This is a genomic window from Aureimonas phyllosphaerae (genome assembly GCF_047943035.1).
GTDB lineage: Bacteria > Pseudomonadota > Alphaproteobacteria > Rhizobiales > Rhizobiaceae > Aureimonas > Aureimonas phyllosphaerae.
The window spans coordinates 880,089-893,174 of sequence record NZ_CP181348.1 but is presented as its reverse complement, the minus strand read 5'-3'; the positions used below and the strand labels follow the sequence as shown (position 1 = coordinate 893,174).

The 13,086-nt window shown below is 71.2% G+C and carries 12 protein-coding genes; 8 read left to right on the top strand and 4 right to left on the bottom strand.

Going from position 1 to position 13,086, the window contains the following annotated elements; translation table 11 throughout:
• Positions 1 to 23: 23 nt before the first annotated feature.
• A complete protein-coding gene (locus tag ACLNGM_RS04040) occupies positions 24 to 452 on the top strand; it encodes a MerR family transcriptional regulator (protein ID WP_416357301.1) in 429 nt (142 codons plus the stop codon).
• A gap of 89 nt (positions 453 to 541) precedes the next feature.
• The gene (locus ACLNGM_RS04035) at positions 542 to 1,045 is read left to right on the top strand and encodes a hypothetical protein (RefSeq protein ID WP_416357300.1); all 504 of its coding nucleotides are present in this window, start codon (positions 542 to 544) and stop codon (positions 1,043 to 1,045) included.
• Positions 1,046 to 1,052: 7 nt separating this feature from the next.
• Here the strand turns inward: ACLNGM_RS04035 and ACLNGM_RS04030 are convergent, their stop codons facing one another.
• The gene (locus ACLNGM_RS04030) at positions 1,053 to 1,487 is read right to left on the bottom strand and encodes an RNA polymerase subunit sigma-70 (RefSeq protein ID WP_090963169.1); all 435 of its coding nucleotides are present in this window, start codon (positions 1,485 to 1,487) and stop codon (positions 1,053 to 1,055) included.
• A gap of 145 nt (positions 1,488 to 1,632) precedes the next feature.
• Between ACLNGM_RS04030 and ACLNGM_RS04025 the strand changes: the two genes are divergently transcribed.
• The 4 genes from ACLNGM_RS04025 (at position 1,633) to ACLNGM_RS04010 (ending at position 6,201) form a co-directional block, all read left to right on the top strand.
• Complete coding sequence (locus ACLNGM_RS04025; RefSeq protein WP_416357299.1) at positions 1,633 to 2,670, top strand: Ldh family oxidoreductase; 1,038 nt, start codon at positions 1,633 to 1,635, stop codon at positions 2,668 to 2,670.
• Positions 2,671 to 2,763: 93 nt separating this feature from the next.
• The gene (locus ACLNGM_RS04020) at positions 2,764 to 4,491 is read left to right on the top strand and encodes a diguanylate cyclase (RefSeq protein WP_416357298.1); all 1,728 of its coding nucleotides are present in this window, start codon (positions 2,764 to 2,766) and stop codon (positions 4,489 to 4,491) included.
• An 88-nt stretch (positions 4,492 to 4,579) separates the two neighbouring features.
• The gene (locus ACLNGM_RS04015) at positions 4,580 to 5,059 is read left to right on the top strand and encodes a GreA/GreB family elongation factor (protein WP_416357297.1); all 480 of its coding nucleotides are present in this window, start codon (positions 4,580 to 4,582) and stop codon (positions 5,057 to 5,059) included.
• Between the two features lie 107 nt (positions 5,060 to 5,166).
• On the top strand, positions 5,167 to 6,201 hold the full coding sequence (locus ACLNGM_RS04010; protein ID WP_416357296.1) for an LLM class flavin-dependent oxidoreductase: 1,035 nt from the start codon (positions 5,167 to 5,169) through the stop codon (positions 6,199 to 6,201).
• Between the two features lie 9 nt (positions 6,202 to 6,210).
• Here ACLNGM_RS04010 and ACLNGM_RS04005 read toward each other — a convergent pair whose 3' ends face one another.
• Complete coding sequence (locus tag ACLNGM_RS04005) at positions 6,211 to 6,441, bottom strand: hypothetical protein (RefSeq protein WP_090963159.1); 231 nt, start codon at positions 6,439 to 6,441, stop codon at positions 6,211 to 6,213.
• A 340-nt stretch (positions 6,442 to 6,781) separates the two neighbouring features.
• On the opposite strand from ACLNGM_RS04005, the gene ACLNGM_RS04000 reads away from it, so the two are divergent.
• A complete protein-coding gene (locus ACLNGM_RS04000) occupies positions 6,782 to 8,509 on the top strand; it encodes a sensor histidine kinase (RefSeq protein WP_416357295.1) in 1,728 nt (575 codons plus the stop codon).
• A 5-nt stretch (positions 8,510 to 8,514) separates the two neighbouring features.
• Here ACLNGM_RS04000 and ACLNGM_RS03995 read toward each other — a convergent pair whose 3' ends face one another.
• Positions 8,515 to 9,876: an HlyD family type I secretion periplasmic adaptor subunit gene (locus tag ACLNGM_RS03995; protein WP_416357294.1), complete on the bottom strand. Its 1,362-nt coding sequence runs from the start codon at positions 9,874 to 9,876 to the stop codon at positions 8,515 to 8,517.
• Positions 9,873 to 11,606 carry a type I secretion system permease/ATPase gene (locus tag ACLNGM_RS03990; RefSeq protein ID WP_416357293.1) on the bottom strand — a complete coding sequence of 578 codons (1,734 nt, stop codon included), beginning with the start codon at positions 11,604 to 11,606 and terminating at the stop codon, positions 9,873 to 9,875. Before ACLNGM_RS03990 ends, ACLNGM_RS03995 begins: the two co-directional genes overlap by 4 nt.
• Before the next feature lie 291 nt (positions 11,607 to 11,897).
• On the opposite strand from ACLNGM_RS03990, the gene ACLNGM_RS03985 reads away from it, so the two are divergent.
• Entirely contained in the window at positions 11,898 to 13,061 is a 1,164-nt protein-coding gene (locus ACLNGM_RS03985) for a hypothetical protein (RefSeq protein ID WP_416357292.1), read from the top strand.
• Positions 13,062 to 13,086 lie beyond the last annotated feature (25 nt).

The following is a 13,086-nucleotide window of genomic DNA, read 5'->3' as shown; positions in this document are numbered from 1 at the left end:
GCACCCGATATAGGGTCCGTACCATGGTACGGAGTCAAGCGATGATGGGATGGACGATCGGGGGCCTTGCGGCGGAGGCCGGCGTCGGGGTCGAGACGGTGCGCTTCTACCAGCGGCGCGGCCTTCTCGACGAGCCCGAGCGCCCCGCGGGCGCCGGATCGGCGGGCGGGCACCGCCGCTACGACGAGCGGGATGCCGAGCGCCTGCGCTTCATCCGCGCCGCCAAGGTCGCCGGCTTCACGTTGGGCGAAATCGCCGAGCTTCTCCGGCTCGACGCGGTCCGGGACCGGCCCCGCGCGCGCGAACTCGCCGAGGCGCGGGTGCGGGCGCTGGACGAGCGCATCGGCGAGCTGACCGCCGCGCGCGACCGGCTGCAGCATCTGGCCGCCGCCTGCCGCGGGGGGACGGATGGCCCCTGCCCGATCGTCTCCTCGCTGGCTGGGGGCGGCTGAGCGAGCCTGCCGCGTTGCCGCAGCCGCGCATCGATTCCCCGGCTTCTTCGTTGCACGGCCAAGCAATCAAACCATTCGAGGCCAGAGCCATGAGCGAGACCGCCGAAAAGACCGATCCGAAGCTTTGGGAAAGCGTGAAGAAGAAGGTGACGAAGGGCGCCAAGGGCGGAAAGCCGGGCCAGTGGTCCGCCCGCAAGGCGCAGCTTGCCGTCCACGAGTACAAGGAGGAAGGCGGCGACTACAAGGGCGAGAAGTCCGAGGACAACAGCCTGCACCAGTGGTCGGAAGAGGACTGGGGCACGAAGTCCGGCAAGGAGAGCGGCAAGACCGGCGAGCGCTACCTGCCCAAGAAGGCGCGCGAACACCTGACGAAAGAGGAATACGAGCGCACCACCGCCAAGAAGCGCCGCGACACGAAGAAGGGCGAGCAGTTCTCCGCCCAGCCGAGGGATGTGGCCAAGAAGGCCGCTCCGTTCCGCAAGCACGGCCACGAGGCGACGAAGGCCGAACTCTACGCCGAAGCGAAGAAGCGCGGCATCGACGGCCGTTCCAAGATGACCAGGGCCGAGCTCGAAAAGGCGCTGGCGGCCTGAGAGCCGCCTAGAAGTCGCCGAGGCTGAGCTGAGGCGACGGCGGGGCCCGGCGCCTTGCCGTCGCCGGCTTGATCGGGGGTTTCGCCGATGCCTTGGCCGGAGGCGCCGGGCGGCGCATGCGCTGGAGCGCGGCGTCGCGCGCCTTGGCTTCCGGCGCCTCCGGGTTTTCGGTCAGCCACTTGCCGCGCTTGATGACCTCGTTCACCCGGCCCTGATTGACGCCGAGCTGGAAGGCGATCTCCTGCTGGGTCTGCCCGGTAGTCTCGTGCAGATGCAGGATCTGGCGCGCGAGTTCGGGCGTCATCTTGCGCCCCGTGACCCGGCGGGCGGGATTAAGCGAGCGCTTCGCCTTGTCACGCTTGCGCAGCAATTCCAGGACATCGAGCGCCGAACGCAGACCATGCGCCTTCAGCGCGTCCTCGAACTCCTTCAGCGTCGTCACGACCGCCTCCCACGAACCGGGTTCTCGAGAAGGAAACTGAGGCGTTTCAACTGGTTCTTCAAGGGCCAAGCGTCGCCGCAGCCTTCCGGTGGCCCTCGGGCTCGCGTATGCGCTGGGGACCGACACGAAGCCTGGAGACGCCACGGTGAACGCGCCCATCCACCTCGACTTCGACACGCTGCGCCGGCGCATCGCGGCGATCCTGCGGCGCGGTGGCCTCGCGCCGCTCCATGCCGAGGCGCTGGCGCGCGTCATCGCGGCCGGCGAGCGGGACGGCGCGAAGTCGCACGGGATCTACCGGATCGAGGGGTGCCTGCGCACCCTGAAGGCCGGCAAGGTCTCGGCGGATGCCGAGCCCGAACTCCTCGACGACGGGTCCGGCGTCATCCGCGTTGCGGCCGGTGGCGCCTTTTCGCCGGCCGCCTTCGAATGCGGCGTGCCCCATCTCGTCGAGCGCGCACGCGCGCTCGGTCTTGCCGCGCTCGCGATCAACGACTGCGTCCACTTCTCGGCGCTGTGGCCGGAGGTCGAGGCGCTCGCCGGGCATGGCGTTGCCGCGCTGGCGCTCTGCCCGAGCTATGCGACCGTCGCGCCCGCGGGCGGCACGCGGCCGCTCCTCGGCACTAATCCGCTTGCCTTCGCCTGGCCGAGGCCCGGCGCGGAGACCCCCTACGTCTTCGATTTTGCGACCTCGGTCGCCGCGCGCGGCGAGATCGAATTGCACCGCCGCGCCGGCAAGCCGCTGCCGGACGCCTGGGCGATCGATTCGCAGGGCGTGCCGACCAACGATCCGGCCGCCGCGCTCGCCGGCGCGATGCTGCCGTTCGGCGGCCACAAGGGTTCGGCGATCGCCACGATGATCGAGCTTCTGGCCGGCGCGATGATCGGCGATCTGACGAGCCGCGGCGCGCTCGACGCGCTCGGCACGACGACGCTCGCGCCCCGCCACGGCGAACTGATCCTCGCCTTCAGTCCCGAGCGTTTCGCCGCGGGACGGCCGGGCGATCCGTTCGCGGCCGGCGAGGCGCTGTTCGGCGCGATCCTCGACCAGGGCGCGCGCCTGCCCTCGCAGCGGCGCTTTGCGGCGCGCGCCCGCGCGGCGGCGGAGGGGATCGCGCTCACGCCCGACGAGGTGGCGCTTCTCGACCGGCTGGAAGCGGGCGGCCTCGACGCGGTGTCCTGACGGTCGGCCGATCCTGAAAAGATCGATCGCGATGGAAACGGATCGGCGAGGAATGTGACGTAGGGTTGCATCCGAACGAATTCGGGGTTCCTCGTGACGAAGCCCAGACTCCAGCGCCTCATGGGTGTCGGCGTCGCCACCGCGCTGATCGCGTGCGTGGCGACAGCCGCGCTCGTGTGCGCGTGGCAGCTTCGGGTCTACACCCAGCGCGAGGAGGCGCTGGCGCAGTTCGGCCATTTCTCGACCTCGATCGAACTCATGGGCGCGACCTCGTCGGAACGTGGCCAGTCGGTGCTGGCGATGACGCTGCAGGGTGATGACGAGCGCTTGCTGGGCGAACTCGCCGCCACGCGGTCGAGGATGGAGATTCTCTGGAGCGAGCTTCTCGCGGTGACGGAGGAGGAGCGCGAACGCAGCCCTATCCTCCAGGACGACGTCGACGCCTTCCGGAAGATTTTGGCCGACGGCCGCGCGCGCGTCGACGATCTCCTCAGCCTGCCGCCGGAGAAGAGGCCGCCTGCCGAGGTCGAGCGGTCCATCAGGACGATCTATGCCGCCGCGAATCAGGCCCGGACGCTGCGAGACGATCTCGGCGAGATTCTGATCGGCCTGACGCCCGACCTGACCCCGTTCATGACCGCCGCCATGGCCGCCAGCGATCTTCGCGAATATGCCGGGCGCATCCGCTCGCTGGTCGCGATCCGGTTGAACGCCGGCGGCACGCCGAGCACGGCCGCCGCTGCGGAGTTCGCCTCGATGCTCGCGCTCACCGACCTCCTGCAGCAGCAGATCGAGCACTACGCAACGCCCTTCATCGCCGATCCCGTCATCGACCGCGCCATGACCGCGGTGACCTTCGGCTACTTCGCCGGCGCGCGCGCCTACGCCGAAACCGTCTTCGTAGCGCCGGTCGTCGATCCAGCCATCAGCGTCGAGTCCTTCAACAGGCGTTACAGTCCGGCGGTTCGCACGACGGAAGCGCTACGCGATGCGATCCTCGAGGTCGCGCGCGATCGCCTCGCCTCCGAGCGCGACCGGAGCCTGCGCTTTGCCGTCGCCAGCCTCCTGGCTGCCGTGATCGGCACGGTGGTCGGCGTGACCTCGCTCGTCGTCTTCGACCGCGGCGTGTTCCGCCCGCTCCTCCAGGCCCGTGCCCGCATGGCCCGCATCCTCGCGGGCGACCTCGACGCGGCAGCGGGAAGAATCTCCGCGCCGTTCCGCGAGATGACCGACCTGGAACGCGACATCGAGAAGCTGCGCCGCCAGCAGATCGAGCTGAAGCGGCTGGAGGACGAGCGCGAGGTCATGGCGCGCGAACTCCGGCGCCTTGCCACCACCGATCCGCTCACCGGCCTGATGAACCGCCGCGCCTTCGAGACCGAGGTCGCCGGGCTCTTCGCGGAACCGGCCGCCTGGGGGGCGGGCCTTGGCATCGTCATGATCGACATCGACCACTTCAAGTCGATCAACGACCGCTTCGGCCATGCGGTCGGCGATGCGGTCCTCAGGGAGTTCGGGCGCTTCCTCCTCCGGGCCGCCCCGACGGGCAGCCGCGTGGCGCGGTTCGGCGGCGAGGAGTTCGTGCTGGCGCTCGCCGACATGGCCCGCGACGAACTCTATGCGCGCATCGAGGGGCTGCGGCTGCGGCTCGCCGGCACGGTGCTTCTCGACGAGCCGAGCCTGTCGGTCACCGCGAGCTTCGGCGTCCATTGGGTGCCCGCCGGCCGCCGGCTCGACTGGGACGCGTTCCACCGCGTCGCCGACGCCCACCTCTACCAGGCCAAGCGCAACGGCCGGAATCGGGTCGCCTGGAGCGCCTGACGGGCGACAAAGGCGATTGGGCATCCCATATGATGGGCAAGAGCCGGGCGGCCGCGCCTAGCCCCATCCAGTCGGGAGAACCGTTGCCGTGAGCGTCGCCTTCGTGAAGGAGCCGAACGAGGACCAGGTCGAGGCCCTGCCCGAGCGCGACCTCGGGACCGATCCAAACTTCGTCACGCCGCGCGGCCTCTCGCTGCTCGACCGGGAGATCGCGATGAACGCCGCGGCCGTCGAGCGCGCTCGCGCCGCGGGCGACAAGATCGCCGTCGCCATGCTGCACCGGGACCTTCGCTACTGGCGCGCGCGTCGCTCGACGGCGCAGGTCGTCGAGCCCGATGCCGACAGCGACACCGTGCAGTTCGGCCACGCGGTCGGCATCCGGCGGAGGGGACGGATCGAGACCTATCGCATCGTCGGCATCGACGAGGCCGATCCGGCGCAAGGGCTCGTGTCCTACCTGTCGCCGCTGGCCCGTCAGCTGGTCGGCAAGGAAGAGGGCGAAAGCGTCAGGATCGGGCCCGACACCGCCGAGATCGTCGTCATCGAGGCCGGAGCCCGCGAGGGGTGAACGGTGCGTCCGGGGCGGGTCCCCGCGGGGCGCTGTCGCTCGGCCGCCGTCCGGTCTAGAAGCGGTGCGACGCGTCGCCGACGCCCGTTGCACGCAGGCAGGACCCTATGAGCACATCCCTCGAACTCGGCCTCGACACGTTCGGCGACGTCACGCGCGGCGATGACGGACGAGAGAAGTCCCATGCCGCCGTGATCCGCGACGTCGTCGAGGAAGGGATCCTTGCGGAGGAGGTCGGCCTCGACTTCTTCGGCATCGGCGAGCACCACCGCGCCGACTTCGCCGTCTCGGCGCCCGAGACGGTGCTGGCGGCGCTCGCTGCGCGCACCCGCCGCATCCGCCTCGGCTCGGCCGTCACCGTCCTCTCCTCGGACGATCCGGTCCGCGTGTTCCAGCGCTTCTCGACCCTCGACGCCCTGTCGAACGGGCGCGCCGAGGTGATCCTCGGGCGCGGCTCCTTCACCGAATCCTTTCCCCTCTTCGGTCTCCCCCTCGCCGACTACGAGCGCCTGTTCGGCGAGAAGCTCGACCTCTTCGCCGCGCTCCTCAAGGGGGGACCGGTGACGTGGCAAGGGTCGGTGCGCCCGCCGCTGGACGCCCCCGGCATCTATCCGTCGGTGGAGGGCGAGGGCTTCAGGACCTGGATCGGCGTCGGCGGCAGCCCGGAATCGGTGGTGCGCGCGGCGCGCTACGGGCTGCCGATGATGCTGGCGATCATCGGCGGGGCGCCCGGCCGCTTCCGCCCCTATGCCGAGCTCTATGCCCGGGCGCTGGCCGAGATGGGCCGCGACGCGCTGCCGCTCGGCGTCCATTCGCCGGGCTATGTCGCCGAGACCGATGCGGCCGCGCGCGCCGAGTTCTTCGACGACTACCGCGCCATGCATGCGAGGATCGGTGCCGAGCGCGGCTGGCCGCCCCTGGAGCGCGCGGCCTTCGAGCGCGAGATCGAGCACGGCTCGCTCTACGTCGGATCGCCCGAGACCGTGGCACGCAAGATCGCCGCCACCGCCTCGGCCCTCGGCCTCACCCGTTTCGACCTGAAATACAGCGCCGGCCCCCTGCCGCACGCGCGGCTGATGCGCTGCATCGAGCTCTACGGCCGCGAGGTGGCGCCGCGCGTGCGCGAGCTCCTCGCGGCCTGACGGTCTTCGTCAGTCCACGCCCTGCCGGCGGGCGCCCTTCAGCATCCGGCGGGCGATCTCGCGCACCGCCTCGTCGTCCTTGGTCCCGTCGCGGGCGGGATCGCCGAGGTGGTCGAGGCTGTTCTCCACGAAGTCGAGAAGCCCGGGATGGCGGTCCTCGACATATTCGATCAGCTTGAACAGCACGTGCTCGACCGCGATCTCGCGGCGGCGGGCCTCGACGGCGGTGTCTTCGGTCATCGGCTTCTCCTTCGATGGCCTTCCAACGCACGGCTTGACGATTGGTTGACCGGGATCCCCACGAGACCCGCGCGGAGCTTGCGTCCATCGTGTCGCGCGCCCTCGCCAAGGATCGGGTGACGGCTATCTATCGCCGCGGCTTCCACCTCCGGGGGCCGACGTCGACGCCGATTCCGGTCTTGCGACGATTCATCGAAGGCAGACCGTAGACGATGCGCATGCCCGGCCCCGTCCGTTGCGAGCTCGCCCGAGCGCCCGCAGGCGATGCCGCCTCGGACGAGGCGGCGCGCCGCGACGAACGCAGGGCTCTGCCGCGCAACGCCGGCCGGGGCGGTGCGCCATGACAGCGGGTGCGGACGATGCGCCGACCGTGCCGGCGACGGCTGCCGGAAAGCGCCCCCTCACCCTGCCGATCCGCTGGCATCTCGTGCTGTTCGTGGCGCTGGTGCTGGTGCCCCAAGTGGCGCTCGGGCTCTGTCTTGGCTGGTGGTACAGCCAGGCCGAGCACAAGCGTCTCGAGCAGGGCGCCGTGGCGGCGGCGGCGGCGGTGAGCGACCAGCTCGACCGCGAACTCGAATCGATGAAGGCGGCGCTGCTCGCGCTCGCGACCTCCCCCAACGCCGTGGCCGCCGATTTTCCTGCCCTTCGCGCGCAGGCCGAAACCCTCCTGACGCCGCGCAAGGCGATGCTGGCGGTGCGCGACCGCGATCACCGGCATCTTCTCAACACGCTGGCGCCGGACGGGCAGCCGCTGCCGCAGAACCTCGACCCCGTGCTCGTCGCCTCGGACGATCGGGTCTTCGCCACCGGCCGGCCGGGCGTCTCAGACCTCTTCAGGAGCCCGCTCTCCGACGGGCTCTTCACCGCCGTCATCGTGCCGCTCGCCACGAACGGCGAGACGCGTTACGCGATGAGCATGGCGCTGCGGCCGAACGCGATCCTCGACATCCTCGTGCGCACCCGACTGCCGAAGGACTGGGTCATCACGGTGCTCGACACCAATGACCGCGTGGTCGCCCGCTCGCGCGAGCAGACCCGCTTCCTCGGCGAGCGTCCCCCCGCAGCCCTCCTGCAGGAGTTCTCCGGCCGGCGCGCCGGCGTGATCCAGAGCGCGACGGGGCTCGACGGAACGCGGCAGTTCATCGCCTTCAACACGCTCGACCTCAGCGACTGGCGCGTCGCGGTGGGCGTGCCGGCGGCCGCCCTCAACGCGCCGTTCCGCATCCTCGTCGGCACGCTCGCAGCGATCACGCTGCTCGCGCTCGGCAGCTCGGTGGTGCTCGCGCGGCTCTATTCGATGCGCCTCGTGCGCGAGGTCACCTCGCTCCAGGCGATGGCGTCTGCCACCGGCAGCGGCGCGATGATCGAGCGCCGTCCCGGCCGCGTCAGCGAACTGGAAGACATCGCCGAAGCCCTGCGCGCGTCCGACGCCTCCCTGGTCGAGCGCAACCGGACGCGCGACCTTCTCCTGTCGGAGCTGAACCACCGCGTCCGCAACACGCTGAGCGTCCTTCTCTCGGTGGTGAACCACACGATCCGCTCCGGCGGCGACGACGCGATGGCCGAGAAGACCTCGGGCCGCATCATGGCCCTGTCGCGCGCCCACGATCTCCTCAGCCATGCCGAATGGTCGCCGGTCAGCCTCACCGATCTCGTGCGGCGCACCAGCGAGGAGGAGGGGCTGGCCATCTCCTTCGAGGGACCGGACATTTGGCTTCGGGCCGAGGCGGTCGCGCCGGTCGCACAGGTGCTGCACGAGCTGACGGTGAACCAGCGCCGCCACGGGGGCGCGGGCGGCCGGCAAGTGGTGTTCCGCACCGCGGTCGAGCCGGACGGCGTGCGCCTCGCCTGGATCGCGCAAGGGGCACCGGGCGACCGCCTCGGCCTGCCCGGCTTCGGTCTCAGGCTGGTGCGCCTCTGCCTCGAACGTCAGCTTTTCGGCCGCATCGAGCGGCTCGACGCGGCGGGACTCGAGGCGGTCGTGCCGCACGCCTTCCTGTCGGGCGAGGGTCTGTCGAGCGAGCCGTTCTTCGCCGCCCGCTGGCGCGGCGCCGGGCCGCAGGCCTGAGACCTTCAGCGCTCGCGCAGCGACTGCTCGACGTTCTTCAGGACCGGCTCGACCAGGTATTCGAGCACGGTGCGCCCCTCCGTCGGGATCACCACGGAGGCGTCCATGCCCGCCACCAGCCGGGCGCGCACGTCGGCGGGAAGCTTCGCGTCGTCGATCTCGACCTCGGCGGCATAGGCCGGCGGCTGGCCGGGATCGCTTGCGGCCACCGTGTCGCGCGACAGGGCGACGAGCCGTCCCGAGACCTTCTCGCGACGGAACTTCATGAGCGAGCCCGGATGCACCTCGACCGCCATGCCCTCGTGCACGCGGTCGATCTCGCTCGGCGGAATGCGCACGCGCACCCGCATCTCCTCGCCCTCCGGCACGACCTCGAGGATCGTCTCGCCCGGCCGCACGATGCCGCCGACCGTGAACTGGCGAGACGCCTGCACGGTGCCGGCGACGGGCGAGCGGATGGTGGAGCGGGCCAGCATGTCGAGCGCCACCTGCCGCTCCTGGCGCAGGGATGCGATCTGGCGCCCCGTCTCGATCAGCTTGGCCGAGGCCTCCTGCCGATAGTCCTTGCGCAGCGCCTCGCGCTTCAGGTCGATCTCGGCCAGCTTGTCGAGCCCCTTCTGCTCGTCGTTGCGGCTCTTGCGGATCGTGCCTTCGAACTGCGCCTTCTGGCGCTCCAGCGTGGTGAGGCGGCTCAGCGCGACGAGGCCCTTGTCGAAGAGCGGCTTCACGCTCTTCAATTCGCGCCCGATGCTGGCGAGCTGGTCGGAGGCGGCTTGCGCGTCGAGCTTGGTCTGGGCGATGTCGTTGCGGGCCTGCCTGGCTTGCGTGTCGAGAAGCTCCAGCGAGCCGGCGAGCACCTGCCGGCGTTCCTCGAACTCGCGGTAGTTGTCCTGCAGTTCGCCGCCGTCGAGCCCGCGCATCAGGCTCGCGGCCTCCTCGGGAAGCACCATGTAGTCGGCCATGTCGCGCTGGGCGATAAGGCGGGCCTCCGTCGCAAGCGCGCCGGCGAGCGCCTGCGCAGCCGCGGCCGCGGCCGCCTGCGAGCGCGTCGTGTCGAGGCGCAGGAGCACCTGGCCGGCTTCGACCCGGTCGCCGTCGCGCGCCAGGATTTCCTCGACGATGCCGCCCTCCAGATGCTGGACGCTCTGGCGGTGCGATTCCACCGCGAAGGTGCCGGCCGTGACGACGGCCGAGTTCACGTGCGCGAAGGCCGCCCAACCGCCGGCAAGGCCCACCGACAGGCCGAGGACGATCCAGCCAGTTCGCAGGGAACCGCGCCAGTTGGTGTCGGGCGCGGGGGCCGCGACGAGCGGCGCGGCGGCGGCGTGGGTCGTTGCGGAATCGAGGACCGGGCCGAGCGCGCTCATCCGCCGGTCCCGGTGCGCGGCAGGTCGAGGACGGGCGGCGCGGGCGCGTCGCGGAAGCGCGGCAGGCGGTTGAAGATGCGCTCGCGCGCCCCGATCGCCTGCACGACGCCCTCGTTGAGGACGAGGAGATCGTCGCAGAAGCCGAGAAGGCTGATGCGGTGGGAGACCACGATCACCGCCGCGCCGTCGTCGCGCAGGCGCTGCATGGTGCGGCCGAGCACCTGCTCGGCGCCCGCGTCGAGGTTGGAGTTCGGCTCGTCCAGCACCACGAGGCGGGGGCTGCCGTAGACCGCGCGGGCCAGCGCCACGCGCTGGCGCTGGCCGCCGGACAGGACATGGCCGCCGGGGCCGCCGAGCCGCGTCGCGTAGCCGTCCGCCAAGCCGCGCAGGATGTCGTGGATGCCGGCGAGATCCACCGCCCGGAGGATGGCCTCGCTCGTGGCGTGCGGGTCGAAGCGCGCGATGTTCTCGGCGATCGTGCCCGGCAGGAACTCGACGTCCTGCGGCACATAGCCGATATGGCGGCCGAGCTCGTCCGGGTCCCAGTGCGACAGGTCCTGTTCGCCGAAGACGATCGTGCCGCGCGCCGGCTTCCAGATGCCCGTGACGAGGCGCGACAGGCAGGACTTGCCCGCCCCGCTCGGGCCGACGACGCCGAGGATCCGGCCCGGCTCCAGCGTGAACGACACGTCGTTGATCACCGGCCGGCCCATCGAGGGCGGACCGCCGACGAGGCGCGAGACCTTCAGCGCGCCGGACGGGCGCGGCAGCGACAGGGGATGCGGGCTCGCCTCGATGCCGCGCAGGAGCGCGTCGAGGCGGCGGGCGGCCGAGGCGAAAGACTGGATCTGGCTCCAGTTGTTGATGATGTGCTGGAGCGGCCCCTGCGCGCGCATCATCACCATCAGGACCACGAACAGGACCGAGAGCTGGATCCGGTCCGACAGGAACAGGAAGCCGCCGAGCCCGTAGACCACGATCATCTGGGCGTTCTGCACCATGCGCGGCACGAGGCCGATCTGGGCGGCCCGCGCCTGGGCGAGGCCCCGCCAGCCGAGCCCGTCGCGATGCAGCGCGTACCAGCGCTCGGCGAGCGCCGGCAGCATGCCCATGACGCGCAGCGCCTCGGCGTTGCGCGAGACCGCAAGGCCGAACTCGTTGGCCTCGAGGTCGAGCCGCTGGGCCGAGGCGAGATGCGCCGACACCCAGTAGTGCGTCGCCACCGAGGCCGCCGCCGAGAAGGCGAGGAGCCCGAGCATCAGGAAGCCGAAGGCGGCGTTGATGAAGAACATCGCCAGCACGAAGAGCGGCGACCAGAACGCGTCGATCATCGCCGACAGCGACGGCCCGCACAGGAAGCGGCGCACGGTCTGGAGGTCGGCGAGCGCTTGGCCGGCCGGCGCGCCGGCGCGCCCCTGCGCCCGGTTCACCGCGTCGAAGCAGACGCGCGTCAGACGCTCGTCGATGACGAGGCCCATCCGCTCCAGCACCTGGCCGCGGATCTGCTCCATCACGGTGTAGGTCGCCGCGACCACGGCGGCGATCAGGAGAAGCGTGACGAGGGTCGAGGCGTTGCGGCTCGTCCCGACGCGCTCCACGATGCTCATCGGCACGACCGACATGGCCATGAACAGGAAGGGCAGGAAGAAGCCGAAGGCGAAGAGGTTGACGTAGCCGAAGGACAGGGAGCGGACGATCGCGACGAGCGGCGAGGACAGGACGGGCTTCATGCCGCCCCCGTCCCGCCCGCAAGGCGCGGCAAGGCATCTGGCGCATCCGTCGCGCCGACACCTTCCGCCCCCTGGCGCTTCCCGGTTCTCCGGGGATCGCGCATGGCCCGTTCCTTTCCGGCCTGCCGCCGTGGCATGACGATCGGGCGCGTCGCAGGCGGATCAAAGCCCCCCGCCGCCCGTTCCCTCCCGGCGAGCGCGGACGAACCGCGACGCCGGACATTCGACGAAAAATGGCACGAGGGGAGTAAAGCTCTGTTTAAAAAGACTGCCACGACCCGGCGCCGCCCGATGAGGGCCGTTCGCGGCACGCTGGCGGCCGGCCTCGTCGCCGGGGCCCTGCCCGCCGGCGCGGACGGGTTGCCGGCCCTTCGCATCACCGCCTCGCCCGGCGAAGAGCGCCTTCTCTTCGACCACGGGCGCGACGCCTGCGAGACCTGGGACATCCCCGACACGCCGACGCGCGCCTTTCGCGACGCGTCGGGCACGATCCACGTCTTCCAGAGCCATCACCGGGCGCGGGCGCTCGCGGGGCCGGACTTCGCCTCGCTGCGCCATTCCTGCCGCGTCGCCTTCGAGGGCGCCGGGCGGGACGACCCCGCTTCCTTCGAAAATCGCGGCTGGATCGCCAGCACCTTCACGCCGGACGGGCGTACGGTGCACGCCGTCGTCCACGACGAATACCGCGGGCACGAGACCGGGGCCTGCGAACCGGGCGAGGCCGACGCCTGCTGGTACAACACTCTGACCGCCGCGGTCTCGCACGACGGCGGCGCGACCTTCCGGCCGTCCGAGCCGCGCCTCGTCGCGGCCTTGCCGCTGCGGGCCGAGGACACGCGAGGGCACCGGGCCGGGTTCTTCGAGCCGACCAACATCGTCGCCGTCACCGACGGCTTCGCGATGATGGCGAACGTCGTTTCGCCCGCGCCCCGGCGCTCCGGCAACTGCCTCCTGCGCACCGACGACCTCGCCGACGCCTCGCGCTGGCGCGGCTGGTCGGACGGGGCCTACCGCGTCCGCTTCGAGGACCCCTATCGCGCCGACCCCGCCGGACCCTTGTGCGACCCGATCGCCCCGGCCGCCCTTCCCTGGCCGGTGACGAGCCTGACGCGCCACGAGGCGTCCGGGCTTTGGATCGCCACGATGAAGGGCCGGCGCGCGGACGCAGGCGGCGTCGAGCGCACCGGCGTCTTCGTGTCCACCAGTTCCGACCTCCTCCATTGGCAGGGCCCGGCGCTCCTCCTGGAAGCGCCGCTGATGGGCAGCGGCACCCCCTGCGCGCCCGACCGGCCGATCGGCTATCCCGCCCTGATCGACCCGGCGAGTTCCGACCGCAATTTCTCGACCGTCGGCGACCGTCCGTTGCTCACCTTCGTGCGCGCCCGTCTCGACGGCTGCGCGGTCGGCCCCGACCGCGACATCGTGGCCTTATCGGTGGAGATCGGGGGGCGGTAGGACCCTTGCCAGAGATACGGGATTT